Source organism: Arthrobacter sp. NtRootA1 (assembly GCF_019976975.1).
GTDB lineage: Bacteria > Actinomycetota > Actinomycetes > Actinomycetales > Micrococcaceae > Arthrobacter > Arthrobacter aromaticivorans.
Window position 1 is genome coordinate 1,714,143 of sequence record NZ_AP024630.1, and the last position, 16,686, is coordinate 1,730,828.

13 protein-coding genes and 2 rRNA genes are annotated in these 16,686 nt (G+C 61.4%); 12 read left to right on the forward strand and 3 right to left on the reverse strand.

Features of this window, described 5'->3' with window-relative positions:
* The first annotated feature begins 10 nt into the window (after positions 1-10).
* Together LDN90_RS07880 and rrf are read left to right on the forward strand one after the other, a co-directional pair.
* Positions 11-3,155, forward strand: a 23S ribosomal RNA gene (locus LDN90_RS07880).
* Positions 3,156-3,315: 160 nt separating this feature from the next.
* A 5S ribosomal RNA gene (rrf, locus tag LDN90_RS07885) occupies positions 3,316-3,432 on the forward strand.
* Positions 3,433-3,642: 210 nt separating this feature from the next.
* Here the strand turns inward: rrf and LDN90_RS07890 are convergent.
* Entirely contained in the window at positions 3,643-4,716 is a 1,074-nt protein-coding gene (locus tag LDN90_RS07890; protein ID WP_223948589.1) for a hypothetical protein, read from the reverse strand.
* Positions 4,717-4,722: 6 nt separating this feature from the next.
* Between LDN90_RS07890 and LDN90_RS07895 the strand changes: the two genes are divergently transcribed.
* The 9 genes from LDN90_RS07895 (at position 4,723) to xerD (ending at position 14,033) form a co-directional block, all read left to right on the forward strand.
* Positions 4,723-5,580, forward strand: coding sequence for a hypothetical protein (locus LDN90_RS07895; protein ID WP_223948590.1), 858 nt, complete (start codon positions 4,723-4,725; stop codon positions 5,578-5,580).
* Complete coding sequence (locus LDN90_RS07900) at positions 5,573-6,559, forward strand: HAD-IIA family hydrolase (protein WP_223948591.1); 987 nt, start codon at positions 5,573-5,575, stop codon at positions 6,557-6,559. The genes LDN90_RS07895 and LDN90_RS07900 overlap by 8 nt, the downstream gene beginning before the upstream one ends.
* 9 nt (positions 6,560-6,568) lie before the next feature.
* Positions 6,569-6,832, forward strand: coding sequence for a hypothetical protein (locus tag LDN90_RS07905; RefSeq protein ID WP_223948592.1), 264 nt, complete (start codon positions 6,569-6,571; stop codon positions 6,830-6,832).
* A 3-nt stretch (positions 6,833-6,835) separates the two neighbouring features.
* Entirely contained in the window at positions 6,836-7,648 is an 813-nt protein-coding gene (locus LDN90_RS07910; RefSeq protein WP_223948593.1) for a TlyA family RNA methyltransferase, read from the forward strand.
* A gap of 13 nt (positions 7,649-7,661) precedes the next feature.
* Positions 7,662-8,738, forward strand: a complete 1,077-nt coding sequence (locus LDN90_RS07915) for an NAD kinase (RefSeq protein WP_216922873.1) — start codon at positions 7,662-7,664, stop codon at positions 8,736-8,738.
* A 3-nt stretch (positions 8,739-8,741) separates the two neighbouring features.
* Positions 8,742-10,481: a DNA repair protein RecN gene (gene recN / locus LDN90_RS07920; protein ID WP_223948594.1), complete on the forward strand. Its 1,740-nt coding sequence runs from the start codon at positions 8,742-8,744 to the stop codon at positions 10,479-10,481.
* A gap of 146 nt (positions 10,482-10,627) precedes the next feature.
* Entirely contained in the window at positions 10,628-12,373 is a 1,746-nt protein-coding gene (locus LDN90_RS07925) for a CTP synthase (RefSeq protein ID WP_223948595.1), read from the forward strand.
* 35 nt (positions 12,374-12,408) lie between these two features.
* Positions 12,409-13,071, forward strand: a complete 663-nt coding sequence (locus LDN90_RS07930; protein ID WP_223948596.1) for an NUDIX hydrolase — start codon at positions 12,409-12,411, stop codon at positions 13,069-13,071.
* A gap of 2 nt (positions 13,072-13,073) precedes the next feature.
* On the forward strand, positions 13,074-14,033 hold the full coding sequence (gene xerD / locus LDN90_RS07935; protein ID WP_223948597.1) for a site-specific tyrosine recombinase XerD: 960 nt from the start codon (positions 13,074-13,076) through the stop codon (positions 14,031-14,033).
* A gap of 8 nt (positions 14,034-14,041) precedes the next feature.
* Here the strand turns inward: xerD and LDN90_RS07940 are convergent, their stop codons facing one another.
* Positions 14,042-14,827, reverse strand: coding sequence for a hypothetical protein (locus LDN90_RS07940; RefSeq protein WP_223948598.1), 786 nt, complete (start codon positions 14,825-14,827; stop codon positions 14,042-14,044).
* Between the two features lie 74 nt (positions 14,828-14,901).
* Here LDN90_RS07940 and LDN90_RS07945 point away from each other — a divergent pair, with 74 nt between their 5' ends.
* Entirely contained in the window at positions 14,902-15,396 is a 495-nt protein-coding gene (locus tag LDN90_RS07945) for an NUDIX domain-containing protein (protein ID WP_216922881.1), read from the forward strand.
* Positions 15,397-15,489: 93 nt separating this feature from the next.
* Here the strand turns inward: LDN90_RS07945 and LDN90_RS07950 are convergent, their stop codons facing one another.
* The gene (locus tag LDN90_RS07950; RefSeq protein WP_223948599.1) at positions 15,490-16,629 is read right to left on the reverse strand and encodes a bifunctional 2-methylcitrate synthase/citrate synthase; all 1,140 of its coding nucleotides are present in this window, start codon (positions 16,627-16,629) and stop codon (positions 15,490-15,492) included.
* Between the last annotated feature and the right edge of the window lie 57 nt (positions 16,630-16,686).

Below are 16,686 nucleotides of genomic sequence, written 5' to 3' on the forward strand. Positions count from 1 at the left end.
GTTTGTGTGTGGTCAAGTTTTTAAGGGCACACGGTGGATGCCTTGGCATTAGGAGCCGAAGAAGGACGTAGGAATCTGCGATAAGCCTGGGGGAGTTGATAACCGAGCGTTGATCCCAGGATGTCCGAATGGGGAAACCCCGCACAACGCCGCAGGGTGATTGTGTGACCCGCATCTGAACACATAGGGTGCGTGGGGGGAACGCGGGGAAGTGAAACATCTCAGTACCCGCAGGAAGAGAAAACAAGAGTGATTCCGTTAGTAGTGGCGAGCGAACGCGGATCAGGCTAAACCGTTTCATGTGTGATAGCCGGCGGGCGTTGCATGGGCGGGGTTGTGGGACTTTCCGTACTGGTTCTGCCGGACCGGTGGGGTGTGTAGTGCAGGCATAGGTGAACGGTCTTGAAAGGCCGGCCAGAGAGGGTGTGAGCCCCGTAACCGTAATGTTGTGTGCCGCCTGGAGAGGATCCCAAGTAGCACGGGGCCCGAGAAATCCCGTGCGAATCTGTCAGGACCACCTGATAAGCCTAAATACTTCCTAATGACCGATAGCGGACCAGTACCGTGAGGGAAAGGTGAAAAGTACCCCGGGAGGGGAGTGAAACAGTACCTGAAACCGTGTGCTTACAATCCGTCGGAGCCAGTCTGATTCTGGTGACGGCGTGCCTTTTGAAGAATGAGCCTGCGAGTTAGTGTTACGTCGCGAGGTTAACCCGTGTGGGGTAGCCGTAGCGAAAGCGAGTCTGAACAGGGCGAGTGTAGTGGCGTGATCTAGACCCGAAGCGGAGTGATCTACCCATGGCCAGGTTGAAGCGACGGTAAGACGTCGTGGAGGACCGAACCCACTTCAGTTGAAAATGGAGGGGATGAGCTGTGGGTAGGGGTGAAAGGCCAATCAAACTCCGTGATAGCTGGTTCTCCCCGAAATGCATTTAGGTGCAGCGTTGCGTGTTTCTTGCCGGAGGTAGAGCTACTGGATGGCCGATGGGCCCTACAAGGTTACTGACGTCAGCCAAACTCCGAATGCCGGTAAGTGAGAGCGCAGCAGTGAGACTGTGGGGGATAAGCTTCATAGTCGAGAGGGAAACAGCCCAGACCACCAACTAAGGCCCCTAAGCGTGTGCTAAGTGGGAAAGGATGTGGAGTTGCGAAGACAACCAGGAGGTTGGCTTAGAAGCAGCCATCCTTGAAAGAGTGCGTAATAGCTCACTGGTCAAGTGATTCCGCGCCGACAATGTAGCGGGGCTCAAGTACACCGCCGAAGTTGTGGATTTCACACGGTACCCTAGCCTTCGTGGTTCAGGGGTGTGGAGTGGTAGGGGAGCGTCGTGTGGGCAGTGAAGTCGCGGTGGAAACCAGCGGTGGAGCCTACACGAGTGAGAATGCAGGCATGAGTAGCGAAAGACGGGTGAGAAACCCGTCCGCCGAATGATCAAGGGTTCCAGGGTCAAGCTAATCTGCCCTGGGTAAGTCGGGACCTAAGGCGAGGCCGACAGGCGTAGTCGATGGACAACGGGTTGATATTCCCGTACCGGCGAAAAACCGCCCATGCCAAGCGGGGGATACTAACCGCCCGGAGCCTGCCCGCCCACCCTTGTGGTGTGTGGGTTTTGGCCGAGCGCGGGACCTGATCCCGGGAGGTAAGCGTATTAACAGGTGTGACGCAGGAAGGTAGCCGGGCCGGGCGATGGTTGCCCCGGTCCAAGGATGTAGGGTCAGGGATAGGCAAATCCGTTCCTGTGTGCTTCGAGCACGATCCTGAGATCTGATGGGACTCCCGTTTGGGGGGATCCGGTGATCCTATGCTGCCAAGAAAAGCATCGACGCGAGGTTTTAGCCGCCCGTACCCCAAACCGACACAGGTGATCAGGTAGAGAATACCAAGGCGATCGAGAGAATTATGGTTAAGGAACTCGGCAAAATGCCCCCGTAACTTCGGGAGAAGGGGGGCCTGCCCCGTGATGGAGACGTGCTCTCCGTGAGCGGGTGTGGGCCGCAGAGACCAGGGGGAAGCGACTGTTTACTAAAAACACAGGTCCGTGCGAAGTCGCAAGACGATGTATACGGACTGACTCCTGCCCGGTGCTGGAAGGTTAAGAGGACCGGTTAGCCCCTTTGCGGGCGAAGCTGAGAATTTAAGCCCCAGTAAACGGCGGTGGTAACTATAACCATCCTAAGGTAGCGAAATTCCTTGTCGGGTAAGTTCCGACCTGCACGAATGGAGTAACGACTTCCCCGCTGTCTCAACCATAAACTCGGCGAAATTGCAGTACGAGTAAAGATGCTCGTTACGCGCAGCAGGACGGAAAGACCCCGAGACCTTTACTATAGTTTGGTATTGGTGTTCGGAGTGGCTTGTGTAGGATAGGTGGGAGACGTTGAAACCCGGACGCCAGTTCGGGTGGAGTCATCGTTGAAATACCACTCTGGTCACTTTGGACATCTAACTTCGGCCCGTGATCCGGGTCAGGGACAGTGCCTGATGGGTAGTTTAACTGGGGCGGTTGCCTCCTAAAAAGTAACGGAGGCGCCCAAAGGTTCCCTCAGCCTGGTTGGCAATCAGGTGTCGAGTGTAAGTGCACAAGGGAGCTTGACTGTGAGAGAGACATCTCAAGCAGGGACGAAAGTCGGGACTAGTGATCCGGCGGTACATTGTGGAATGGCCGTCGCTCAACGGATAAAAGGTACCTCGGGGATAACAGGCTGATCTTGCCCAAGAGTCCATATCGACGGCATGGTTTGGCACCTCGATGTCGGCTCGTCGCATCCTGGGGCTGGAGTAGGTCCCAAGGGTTGGGCTGTTCGCCCATTAAAGCGGTACGCGAGCTGGGTTTAGAACGTCGTGAGACAGTTCGGTCCCTATCCGCTGCGCGCGCAGGAAATTTGAGAAGGGCTGTCCTTAGTACGAGAGGACCGGGACGGACGAACCTCTGGTGTGTCAGTTGTACTGCCAAGTGCACCGCTGATTAGCTACGTTCGGATGGGATAACCGCTGAAAGCATCTAAGCGGGAAGCTCGCTTCAAGATGAGATTTCCATACACAATTTGTGTGAGAGGCCCCCAGCCAGACCACTGGGTTGATAGGCCGGATGTGGAAGCGAGGACCAAAGACTCGTGAAGCTGACCGGTACTAATAGGCCAACAACTTACACCACACACAACACTGCACGCGTCCACTATGTGGTTCCCGAACAACAACCGTTCCAGGAACCAAACCACAACTGAATAACAACACCACAAAGTTGTAACCACACACAGTCTTCCCACCCCCAACCGGAACCACAAACCGGCACGAGCGGGGTCGGGTAACAAGGTTACGGCGGTCATAGCGTGGGGGAAACGCCCGGTCCCATTCCGAACCCGGAAGCTAAGACCCACAGCGCCGATGGTACTGCACCCGGGAGGGTGTGGGAGAGTAGGACACCGCCGGACAACAATTAACGGGAAGCCCCGACCACCACGGTCGGGGCTTCCCCACTTTAACCACCAGAAGTTGCATCGCCAACAGCGCTGTGAGACTGGCCACGGGACGCCCGTGGAGCTGCCCTGACGTTCGGCGCCTGAGGCGCTGTCGCCTAGAATTGCATAAGACATACGAGTCGGCAGCCCCGTGCTGCAGACGGCGTGACAACGAAATAAGGGTTATGAGCGACTACGCACGCGCCAGTGGTCGGCTCGCAACAGGAGGAATCCACCATGGCTGAGCACAACGGCGGCAATCGCGACGGCAACCGCGGAAACTTTGGCGGGAATCGCGGTGACCGCGGTTCTTTCCGCCCCAACAACAACTCCGGTGGAGATCCCCGCGGATTCCGTTCCAGGGGGAATCGCGACGGCAACGAGCAGGGTCGTTCCTTCGGTGGCGATCGTGACCGTAAGCCCTTTGGTGATCGTGGTGACCGTCCGGCCCGTGATGGTGAGCGTCGTCCGTTCAACAATGACCGTGGCGAGCGTAAGCCGTTCGGCGACCGCCCGCCCCGCGATGGCGAGCGTCGTTCCTTCAGCGGCGATCGTGATCGTAAGCCGTTTGGTGACCGTGGTGATCGTCCGGCCCGTGATGGTGAGCGTCGTCCCTTCGGTGGCGATCGTGATCGTAAGCCCTTCGGTGATCGTCCGGCCCGCGATGGTGAGCGTCGTCCCTTCGGTGGCGATCGTAAGCCCTTTGGTGACCGTGGTGACCGTCCGGCCCGTGATGGTGAGCGTCGTCCGTTCAACAATGACCGTGGTGAGCGTAAGCCGTTCGGTGACCGTCCGGCCCGTGATGGTGAGCGTCGTCCCTTCAACAATGACCGTGGTGAGCGTAAGCCGTTCGGTGACCGTCCCGAGCGTGGAGGCGAGCGTCGTTCCTTCGGTGGCGATCGTGACCGTAAGCCCTTCGGTAGCCGCCCTGAGCGTGGCCCCCGGAACTTTGATGGCCCGCGTCGTGATGGTGATGAGCGTCGTCCCTACAACAGTGACCGTGGCGAGCGTAAGCCGTTCGGTGACCGTCCCGAGCGTGGGGGCGGGCGTCGTCCCTTCAACAGTGACCGCGCGAGCTCCTGGGAAGAGCGTCCGGCCCGGGTTCCCAACGCGAAGGACATTCGCAGCGCCAACCGTCCTGACCGCGAGCGTTCTCCCGAGATCGATGAGGATGTCACGGGTAAGGAACTTGACCGCGCCACCGGGCATCAGATCAAGACCCTCGAAGAGCAGAGCGCAGGCTGGGTTGCCAAGCACCTGGTCATGGCCGGTCGTCTGATCGACATCGAGCCGGAGTTGGCCTTCCAGCACGCTTTGGCTGCCAGCCGCAGGGGTGGCCGGCTCTCGGCTGTCCGGGAAGCTGTTGGCTTGACGGCGTACGCTGCCGGTCACTATGGCGAAGCGCTCCGCGAATTCCGTACGTACCGCCGCATCAGCGGGTCCAACGTTCACCTGCCCGTGATGGCGGACTGCGAGCGTGGCCTTGGCCGCCCGGACCGTGCACTGGACATGGTCCGCTCTCCCGAAGCGCAGGACCTGGATGCTCCGGGCAAGGTAGAACTGGCGATTGTGGCTTCGGGCGCCCGTGCGGACCTCAACCAGCTTGATGCTGCCGTTGCCGAACTTGAGATCCCGCAGCTGGACATTAACCGTGCGTTCTCCTACAGCCCCCGCCTGTTCCGTGCGTATGCGGAAGCATTGACGGCTGTGGGTCGCACTGAGGAAGCCGAAAAGTGGGCTCGTCAGGCAGTGGTTGCCGAGAATGCCTTGGGTGTTGGCGACTTCGCCGAGCCGGAAATTCTTGACCTCGGCTGGGACGAGCAGGAAGAAGCAGCAGCTGCGCGCAAGCCGCGTTTCGAGAAGCGCGGCGAGGATTCCGACGTCGTTAGGTCCGAAAGCGAATCGGTGATCGCTGAGGCTGCTGCCGCAGATGCCGAACACGACGTTGACATTGATGATGTCGAGTCGGATTACTTCGAGTCTGACGACGCCGAATCGGACATCGATTCAGCAGAAGAGGCTGACGAAGCCGAAGCAGAAGAAACAGAGGAAGAGCCGGACGAATCCGTTTCCCACGCGGAACCCGCCGAGGAACAGGGCACTGACTCCCAGCATGGCTGATTCACTCATTTCCTCCTTTGACGCTGTACTTTCCGATCTTGATGGTGTGGTTTATGCAGGTCCCCATGCCATTCCCGGGGCTGTGGAGTCGCTGCAGCGACTGGAGACAGTAGGCGTCGGGTTGGGTTACGTGACGAACAATGCCTCGCGTACTCCCGCCCAGGTTGCCGCACATTTGCGGGAACTTGGTGCGCCCGCGGAGGATCACCAGGTGGTCAGCTCGTCGCAGGCTGCGGGGGAGTTGCTTGCTTCCATGCTGCCTGCGGGGGCTCCCGTGCTTATCACTGGCAGTGCGGCGTTGGCCCACGAGATCGAACTCGTGGGCCTCAAGCCCGTGCACAGTGCAGCGGAGTCGCCGGTGGCTGTTGTGCAGGGCTTCAACCCGGAGATCGGCTGGAAGGACCTCGCTGAGGCCTCCTATGTTGTTGCCGGTGGCGCCCAATGGTTCGCGACCAACACGGATATGTCCATCCCGCAGGCACGCGGTATGGCTCCTGGCAACGGTACTCTCGTCGCCGCAGTTGCGGCCGCAACGGGCAAGACGCCGTTGGTGGCCGGGAAACCCGAAGCACCGTTGTTCCACGCTGCTGCCAAGCGGCTGAACTCCGCTCGCCCTTTGGTGGTGGGGGACCGTTTGGACACGGACATCCTGGGCGGCAATCGGGCGGGTTTTGCGACGGCGGCGGTACTCACCGGCGTCGATACCGCGCTAACGATTCTGGCAGCACGGACGGAAGAGCGTCCCGATTACCTGTTGGCCGATCTGGGTGATCTTTACAATCCTTACCCGGAAATCGTCAGCGACGCCGGCACCTACCGTTGCGGTGCAGCATCAGCAATTGCTGAGGACGGCAAGGTCACGCTCACGGGGCACAAGGATGACCTCGACTCGTGGCGGGCGGCGTGCGCCGCTTGGTGGGCTGCGGTTCCGGACACCGCTGTGCCCCAAGCGCCGGAGCTGGAATGGCGAACTCATTAGACTGGTGCGATGACTGAGCCCAACAATGTGACGGAAGCTGAGGCTGAACGGACCGCTGCGCACTGGCCGGAGGCTCTGGATTCCACCGGCGATGCCCCGGTGGACCGTGCCCTCAGCTTGCTGGAGGCCGTTCATGGCGCTCCGGTGGCCGATCATGCCGGGTTGTACGCAGCAATTCACGATTCCCTCATGGAGGCTCTGGATGCCGAGCCTGGCCTGCCGACCGCTGCCAACCGGGATACCACTGCCACCCGCCCGGAAGGCGAAAATTAGCGAATGGCAAGACTTGATCAGGAACTCGTCGCGCGTGGGCTGGCGAGGTCCCGGACGCATGCTGCCAAGCTCATTAGCGACGGCAAGGTGAGTTCAGGCGGGGTTGTCTTCGCCAAAGCGGCCCAGCAAGTGGACGCCGGTACAGACTTGGAGGTGCAATCCCACCTTGAGGACATCTACGTGAGCCGCGCCGGGCACAAGCTTGCTGGCGCGCTGGCAGCGTTTCCGGGGGTCACAGTATCCGGCCGCCGGTGTCTCGACGCCGGAGCCTCCACTGGCGGCTTCACTGATGTGCTGCTCCGGCAAGGAGCCTCGCAAGTGGTGGCGGTCGACGTCGGGCACGGCCAACTGGTGCCGCCCCTTCGCAATGATCCCCGGGTGGTGGTTCATGAGGGATTGAACGTCAGGTATATGACGCCGGACCAGATCGGCGGCACCGTGGCCCTGACCGTTGCCGATCTGTCCTTCATTTCCCTGACGTTGGTTCTGGGCCCGCTTGCTGCCTGCACGGAACCTGGCGGAGACCTTGTCCTGATGGTCAAGCCGCAGTTTGAAGTCGGCAAAGAGCGGTTGAGCCGCACGGGCGTCGTATCTTCCGAGAATGAACGACGCCGGGCGGTGGCCCAAGTGGCCCGCGCTGCAGTTGATGCCGGGCTGGAACTTCTTGGCCTGGCGGCAAGTCCACTCCCGGGCCAGGACGGAAATGTTGAGTACTTCCTGTGGATGAAGCGCAGGATGTCCGCTGTGTTGCCTAAGATCGAAGAGCGGGACGAGGACGTTGCTGCATTGATAAAGAACCTCTGGCCAAACGACTAGAAAGCAGAACCCGATGAGCAGGCATGTACTTGTCCTTGCCCACACAGGGCGGGAGGAATCGCTCCGGGCGGCGTGGGATGCCTGTACGCAGCTGCACTCGTCGGGCCTGGTTCCGGTCCTCCAGAAGTCAGAATTGGCAGATGTCGAGCGCTTCTTTGGTGCCGTTGATACCCCCATTGAGATCCTCCATGACGACGTGAGTTTGGAAGACGTGGAATTGGTGATGGTTCTGGGTGGCGATGGAACCATCCTGCGCGCGGCGGAACTGGTCCGGGAGGTGGACGTTCCCTTGCTGGGCGTCAACCTGGGCCACGTGGGCTTCCTTGCAGAGAGCGAACGTGCTGACCTGGCCCAGACGGTCGAGTGGATCGCGAGCCGCCAGTACACCGTTGAAGAGCGCATGACCATCGATGTCCAGGTGTGGATCAAGGGCCAGAAGATCTGGCATACCTGGGCGTTGAACGAGGCCGCTATCGAGAAAGCCAACCGGGAACGGATGCTCGAAGTCGTTACCGAGGTGGATGAACGCCCGCTGACGTCGTTCGGCTGTGATGGCGTGGTCCTTGCGACGCCAACGGGATCAACTGCGTACGCGTTTTCGTCTGGTGGGCCGGTGGTGTGGCCTGAAGTGGAAGCGCTCGTCATTGTGCCGATCAGCGCCCATGCCCTTTTTGCCAAACCCTTGGTGGTGTCTCCGCGATCGAAGCTGGCCGTGGAAATCATGAACCGGACCGATGCCTTAGGAGTCCTTTGGTGTGATGGCAGGCGTTCCGTCGACTTGCCTCCGGGAGCACGTGTCGAGGTGACCCGCTCAGCCACGCCTGTACGCCTGGCACGGACGCACAGGACTCCTTTCTCAGCACGGCTTGTGCGCAAGTTCCAGCTCCCCATCCACGGCTGGCGGGGTCCGGCTCCCCGGTCAGGGGAAGTCCACACCGGCCCCATCCCCGTGATCCGAACCCTTTCACCGGCTCCTTTGCCCACTCCCCGGGAGGCGGGCGGTCCCGCGGACACCAGCGGCCCCGGCAACGCTGAAACATCCCTGAACCCGGGGCACGGTGAGCCATCCGACCCCACGAATGCGAAGTGAAGCATGCTTGAAGAACTCCGAATCCGTGACCTCGGTGTCATTACTGATGCCGCCCTCCCGCTAGGTCCCGGCCTCAGCGTCGTTACCGGTGAAACCGGTGCTGGCAAGACCATGGTGGTGACCGCCGTCGGGCTTCTCCTGGGTGCCCGTTCGGATGCGGGTGCCGTCCGGAGCGGCGCCAAATCTGCCTCCGCGGAGGCCGTCTTGAAGCTCGATCCAGGCCACAGCGCAGTGGAGCGGGCCAAGGAGGCCGGCGGTGAGGCGGAGGAGTTCGACGGCGTCGCTGAACTCCTGCTGGCCCGCACCGTTGGTGCCGATGGCCGCAGCCGGGCTTACGTTGGGGGACGGGCGGCACCGGTGGGGGTTCTGGCCGAACTTGGCGAGAGCCTGGTAGTGGTGCATGGCCAGTCGGACCAGATCCGGCTGAAAAGCGCTACCGCACAGCGACACGCCCTGGATCGCTTCGCTGGTGCACCGCTGGCCAAGGGCCTGGAGGAGTACCAGGGCCTGTACAACCACTGGAAGTCCATTCAGGCGGAACTGGAGACCCTTCGCAGCGAAGCGCGGGAACGGCTTCGTGAGGCGGAGTCGCTGGACGCGGCGCTCAAAGAGATCGATGACGTGGATCCCCAGCCTGGTGAGGATGAGACCCTCAAAGCTGAAGCCGTGAAGCTTGCAAATGTTGAGGAACTCCGGCTGGCGGCCGCGGCTGCACATGAGTCGCTCATCGCAGAGGAATTCGGGGATGCCGGTGATGCCACATCGATGGTGGATGCCGCCAAGCGGACGCTGGAGCATGTTGCAGAACATGATGAGGCGTTGGGGGCCGCTGCTGCACGCCTTGCCGAAGTTGGCTTCCTGCTGAACGATATCGCCGCTGACTTGTCCAGCTACCAAGCCGCATTGGACACCGAAGGCCCGGAGCGGCTCTCTGAAATCGAGGCACGCCGCGCGGCCTTGGCCAAACTGATCCGCAAGTACGCCCCCAGCATCGATGAAGTGCTGGAGTGGGCGGCCACGGCCCGTGTGCGTTTGGACGAACTGCAGGACGATTCAAGCCGCATCGAGTCCTTGGATGCCGAGGTAGCTTCGGCCGAAGCTACCCTGCGCAAGCAAGCCGCAGCGATCAGCAAGGCCCGGCTCAAGGCGGCCAAGGACCTCTCGGCCCGCGTGAGTGCGGAGTTGAAGGCATTGGCCATGGCGGATGCCACGTTGATCATCCAAATCGAGGACAGCGGATCGCTTGGCCCCTGGGGAACGGACGAGATCGCCTTCCTCCTTCAGCCACACTCCGGCGCTCCGGCGCGCCCACTGGGCAAGGGAGCCTCCGGCGGTGAACTCTCAAGGGTGATGCTTGCCATCGAGGTAGTCCTCGCTGCGGTGGATCCTGTGCCGACATTCGTCTTTGACGAGGTGGACGCCGGAGTCGGCGGACGGGCTGCCGTCGAGATCGGGCGCCGGCTGGCCATGTTGGCCCGCCACGTCCAGGTCCTCGTTGTGACGCACCTGCCACAGGTTGCCGCCTTCGCTGACCAGCACATCCGGGTTACCAAAACCTCAGTTCGGGGCGCCGACGGAAAAACGTCCACCGGATTCACCTCCAGCGATGTGCAACTGCTGGACGACGACGAGCGCGTGAAGGAGCTTGCGCGTATGTTGGCCGGGCAGGAAGACTCAGAATCTGCCCAGGCGCACGCGCAGGAATTGTTGGACGACGCGAAATTGCTTCCCCAGAAGGCCTAGGAATTTCCGGCCAGACGGCTGGCGCCGGACTGCGACCACTATCACATCCGTGCACTTGGCCCCGCCCGGCTCTTGATTGCAGGCATGGTATTGGGCAACCATTGACCATTTGGGGAATCCGGACGGACGCTTGGAAGGCGTAATTGATGATAAGCTCGAATTCCGTGGTGCAGCGATCAAATTCCCGTGTAAATTCCCGGTTCCCGGGCTCGTCCAAGACGACCAAACACATCTTCGTCACCGGTGGTGTGGCGTCCTCGCTCGGTAAGGGTCTGACGGCTTCCAGCCTCGGCCACCTGCTGCGGGCACGCGGTTTGTCTGTAACTATGCAGAAGCTCGATCCCTATTTGAACGTGGATCCGGGCACGATGAATCCCTTCCAGCACGGCGAAGTTTTCGTGACTGATGATGGCGCCGAAACCGACCTCGACATCGGACACTACGAGCGCTTCCTCGATGAAAACCTCGAAGGTTCGGCCAACGTCACAACGGGCCAGATCTACTCCACGGTCATCGCGAAGGAACGCCGTGGTGAGTACCTCGGAGACACCGTTCAGGTCATCCCGCACATCACGGATGAAATTAAGCGCCGCATGCGCCTTCCCGCCGAAGGCAAGAACGCGCCGGATGTCATCATCACCGAAATCGGTGGCACGGTTGGTGACATCGAATCGCAGCCCTTCCTTGAGTCGGCCCGCCAGGTGCGACAGGACATCGGCCGGAACAATGTCTTCTTCCTCCACGTTTCCCTGGTTCCGTACATCGGTCCTTCCCAGGAACTGAAGACCAAGCCTACGCAGCACTCCGTGGCAGCCCTTCGTTCCATCGGTATCCAGCCCGAAGCCATCGTGATCCGTTCGGACCGCGAAGTGCCGGACGCGATGCGCGAGAAAATCGGCCGCATGTGCGATGTCGATATCGATGCCGTGGTCAATGCTGCTGACGCACCCAGCATCTACGACATCCCCAAGACGCTGCACTCCCAGGGCCTGGACTCCTACATCGTCCGTGCGCTGGACCTGCCGTTCAAGGACGTTGACTGGAGCAAGTGGGACAAGCTGCTCGAAGCTGTCCACAACCCCAAGCATGAGGTCGAAGTCGCCCTGGTTGGCAAGTACATCGATCTTCCGGATGCCTACCTTTCGGTGACCGAGGCCCTCCGCGCAGGTGGATTCGCGAATGAAGCCAAAGTCAAGATCCGCTGGGTTCCCTCTGACGAGTGCGAAACCCTCGCTGGCGCCACCAAGTCCCTCGCCGGCGTCGACGCCATTTGCGTACCGGGCGGCTTCGGTATCCGTGGCCTTGAAGGCAAGCTGGGTGCACTGAAGTTCGCCCGCGAATCCAAGCTCCCGGTCTTGGGCCTGTGCCTGGGCCTGCAGTGCATGGTGATCGAATACGCGCGCAACGTGGTTGGCTTGGAAGGCGCCTCGTCCAGCGAGTTTGAGCCGGACTCCAAGTACCCGGTCATCGCCACCATGGAAGAACAATTGGACATTGTGGAAGGCAAGGGAGACCTCGGCGGCACCATGCGCCTGGGCCTCTACGAAGCCAAGCTGGACGAGGGCTCCGTTGTCGCAGAGACGTACGGTGCCACTTCAGTGAGCGAACGCCACCGCCACCGCTACGAGGTCAACAACAAGTACCGTGACCAAATCGCGGCAGAGGGCTTGATCTTCTCGGGTACCTCTCCTGACGGCAAGCTGGTTGAGTACGTTGAACTTCCCCGCGAAGTGCACCCATACTACGTTGCTACGCAGGCACACCCGGAGCTTAGCTCCCGCCCGACGCGTCCGCACCCGCTCTTCGCAGGCCTCGTGAAGGCAGCTTTGGAGCGTCGTGAAGGCAGCGTCGTGGGGACCAAGACCGGCGCCCGTGCGGTAGCTGCCAAGTAACAGGTAAAACGCAAGCACTAACGAAGGACGGCGCGATGCCCGGCATTTCTGAAACCCCCAGCACCTCAAGGCAGGTTTCGGATATGCCGAGCCCGCGCCGTCTTTTGTCCACCAGCAAGGTCTACGAAGGCCGTATCTGGGATGTGGTCAGCGACGCCTTCCAGCTCAGCGAGGACACGGACACCCTGGTCCGGGACTACATCGACCACCCGGGGGCGGTGGCCGTGCTGCCGATGAACGTTGACGGGGAAATCCTGCTCCTGAAGCAGTACAGGCACCCCGTTGGTATGGATCTCTGGGAAATCCCGGCCGGCTTGTTGGACGTTCAGGGCGAGGAGTTCGTGGCCGGCGCCGCCAGGGAGCTCGCCGAGGAAGCTGATCTTGTTGCGGCCACGTGGAATGTCCTGGTGGACTTCTTCAACTCTCCGGGATCCTCCAGCGAGGCTGTTCGGATTTATCTGGCTCGTGGATTGAGCGCTGTTCCCGAGGCTGACCTGCATGTCCGCACGGACGAAGAGTCAGAAATTGAGTTCCACTGGATTCCGCTCGACGATGCCGTGAAAGCCGTCCTTGAAGGGCGCCTGCACAATCCGTCCGCGGTCCTGGGAATCCTTGCGGCCGCCGCCGCGAAGGCCGATGGCTTTTCCAGCCTGCGGCCCGCCGACGCGCCGTGGCCCGCGCACCCGAGCCAGCGCTGAGAATGGCCGAGGCCGCAACCCGTACTGCCAACCGCATCGATCGCGGAGTTACGGACTACCTCCAGCACGTGGGGGTGGAACGCGGCTTGGCCGCCAACACCTTGGCTGCCTATCGTCGTGACCTTGCCCGTTATTCGAACTTCCTGGCTGGCCAAGGCGTGAAACGGCCCGGAGACATCACTCGGCATCATGTCACCGCCTTTGCCCAAGCCTTGTCCGACGGTTCCGATGGCGCTGCGGCCCTCGGCGTCCGCTCCGCCGCCAGGACCATTGTGGCCGTTCGCGGACTTCATAAGTTTTGGGCCCTTGAAGGAACCACGACGTCGGATCCCGCCAGTGATGTCCACCCGCCGATGCCGGGCAAACGGCTTCCGAAAGCCATCAGCGTTGGTGAAGTAACGCGGATCCTAGAAGCTGCGGGTTCGGACTCGGCGACGGGGCTGAGGGACCGGGCGTTGCTTGAATTTCTCTACTCCACCGGTGCGCGCATCAGCGAGGCCGTAGGGCTGGACGTCGACGACGTATCCCTGGAGCACGCCGGCGGCGAACCTGCAATAGTCAGGCTCTTCGGCAAAGGTTCCAAGGAGCGGTTGGTTCCTTTGGGCTCTTACGGTGCACGCGCCGTCGGAGCCTATGTGGTCCGCGGAAGGCCGCTGCTGGCATCCAAGGGCAAGGGCACTCCCGCCTTGTTCCTGAACGCCCGTGGCGGCAGGATCAGCAGGCAAAGTGCCTGGACAATCCTCAAAGCTGCTGCAGAGAAGGCAAACATCACCAAGGATGTATCACCCCACACCTTGCGGCACTCTTTTGCCACGCATCTTCTGGAAGGCGGGGCGGACGTACGCGTAGTCCAGGAGCTGTTGGGGCACGCATCGGTTACCACCACCCAGGTCTACACTTTGGTCACCGCCGATACCTTGCGGGAAGTTTACGCTGCTGCCCATCCCCGGGCGCTCGGCTGACGTTGCCGCTATTCCAGTACGCTGAACGTCAGCTCCACGGCATCGACGAACAATGCCAGCAGTGACGTCCCCAAACCGGCCACGAGCAAAAGCCCTGGGTGGGCCAGCCCCACCACCACGCGCTTCAACCGCGGCTGTCCCTTAAGGAACTTTTTGGGTACCCGCGTCTTCAACGGTATTTGCCGCCAACCGCGCAGCCGGCGGAGGAACCAGGCGCACCGCACGATGAACGCCATCCACAGGACAGAGAGCACCAGGGGGACCGAGGCCAGCATGAGGTTGAAGCCGAGTGCGGTCACCTCCTTTTCGGAGTCGCCGATGACGGTTTGCACCGTGGTCGAGATGGAAGCACTCATCACCACGGAGGCAGCCCACACCATGAAGGCGACCACCAGGGCGTGGAAGCGGACGAAGAAATGGCCCAGGACAGTGGCGTCCACTGCCTTGAGGTGGCTGCGAGGGGTGGCGTGCAGCACGGCCAGCGTGGACAGCAGCGTTGGCAGGGCAGCTGCCAGGACCAGCAAATACCAAGTCCATCCAGCCAGATCCACCACCTCATCCAGGACAATGAGTCCGGCCCATACCACTGTCCAGGCCCAGCCGGCGTAGAGCGGATGCGCCACCACCCAGCGGGGCAGCCAGGCGTCGCGCTCCTGCCCGGCCCTGGTGTGTGATGGGGCCTCGGCCAAAGGAGCTGTTTCGACATCTTCGCCGGCCTGGGACTTCACCTCATGGTTGACGGCCTGTGCTTGTGCCTGTGTCCCGGCACGCGCTTCGCCCCCACCTTCGTTCATGGGCTCACTGTAGCAATTGGGCGGACTGTGGCAATGGCACCACTGGTACAGGTGATCGGGTTAAGGTAGGCAGCATGACAGCAGCCCATGTGACACTGTGCTTCCTCCTCCGTGACGGCGTGGACGGGGAACACGTACTCCTCGGTACCAAGAAGACCGGTTTTGGGCGTGGGAAAGTGGTGGGCGTGGGTGGGCATGTGGAGCCGGGGGAGACGGCACTGCAGGCCGTGTGCCGCGAGGTCATGGAGGAAATCAGCGTGGTGGTCGAAGCCGCAGACCTGATCCCCGCCGGCATCATCGATTTCGTGTTCCCTGCCAGGCCCGAATGGAACATGTACACCACCGTGTACCTGACGCGTGCTTGGGTGGGCGAACCGTCCGAGAGCGACGAGATTGCGCCTGAATGGTTCCCGGTGTCCAAGCTACCGGTGGAACGCATGTGGGCCGACGCCGAGCATTGGCTGCCCGCCATGATTTCGGGGCAGCGGATCGCAGTTCGAGTGGACTTGGCTGCCGATAACGAGAGCGTTGCCGAAGTTCACACCATTGATTGGGTCGGAACCGACTAGAAAACAGGCTTTCAAGCATACGACGGCGGGCCGGTCGCCTTTCGGTGACCGGCCCGCCGTCGTATGCTTCCACCGCTACCAAGTGCCAGGAAGCTACGGCACGTGCCGCTCTTCCGGTCCGTTGTATTCGCTGAGCGGTCGGATGAGGGAGTTCGAGGCGAACTGTTCCATGATGTGGGCGGTCCAGCCGGTGATCCGGCTGGCAACGAACAACGGGGTGAACGTTTGGGTGTCGAATCCCATGAGGTGGTACGTGGGTCCGGCGGGGTAGTCAAGGTTGGGTTTGATGGCCTTGGCTTCGTCCATGGCTTGTTCGAGTCCGTTGTAGAGTCCCAGGAGTTCGGGCCGTCCGTAGTGGGCGATCATCTTGTCCAACGCCGCTTTCATGGTGGGCACGCGGGAGTCGCCGTGCTTGTAGACGCGGTGCCCGAAGCCCATGACTTTCTTCTTCTGTGCCAGGGCGTCTTCCATCCATGCCCGGGCCCGTACGGCGGCTTCTTCCATGGATTCTTCGCTGCGGATGCCGATCTCGTCGAAGGTGTGCATGACGGCTTCGTTGGCCCCGCCATGCAACGGGCCTTTGAGGGCGCCAATAGCTGCGGTCACGGCCGAGTGCAGGTCCGAGAGTGTGGAGGTGACCACGCGGGCTGTGAAGGTGGAGGCGTTGAAGGAGTGCTCCGCGTAGAGGATCATCGAGACGTTGAATGCCTCCACAACCTCGGTTACTGCTTCCTCGCCGAACGTCATCCACAGGAAGTTGGCCGAGTAGTCCAGGTCCTCCCGGGGCTCAACAACGTCCTGGCCGCGACGGCGGCGCTGGTCGTAGGCGACCACGGCAGGCATCGCAGCCCAGAGATCGATAGCCTTCTTCATGTTGGCATCGGGGGATGAATCTTCGGCCAGCTCGTGCCGGGCTCCCAGCACGGAAGCAGCCGTTCGGCACACGTCCATGGGGTGCGAGGTGGTGGGCAGCGTGTCAATAACTGACTTGACCACCGGGTCCAGGGCACGCCCGGCGCGTTCGCGGGCAACAAATTCAGCCAGTTGGGCATCGTCGGGCAGTTCGCCGTTCCATAGCAGGTAGGCAACCTCTTCAAAGCTGCACTTCGCGGCCAGTTCCTGGACCGGGTATCCGCGGTATAGCAGCGAGTTGGTGTCCGGATTGACCTTCGAGACGGCGGTGTAGTCCACCACGACGCCGGCAAGGCCTTTTTTGATGTCTTCAGCAGCCATGCTGAACTCCTTCGTTCATAGTGCAAGCGCCCCGGGTTGCCGGAATGCCTGCTGTCC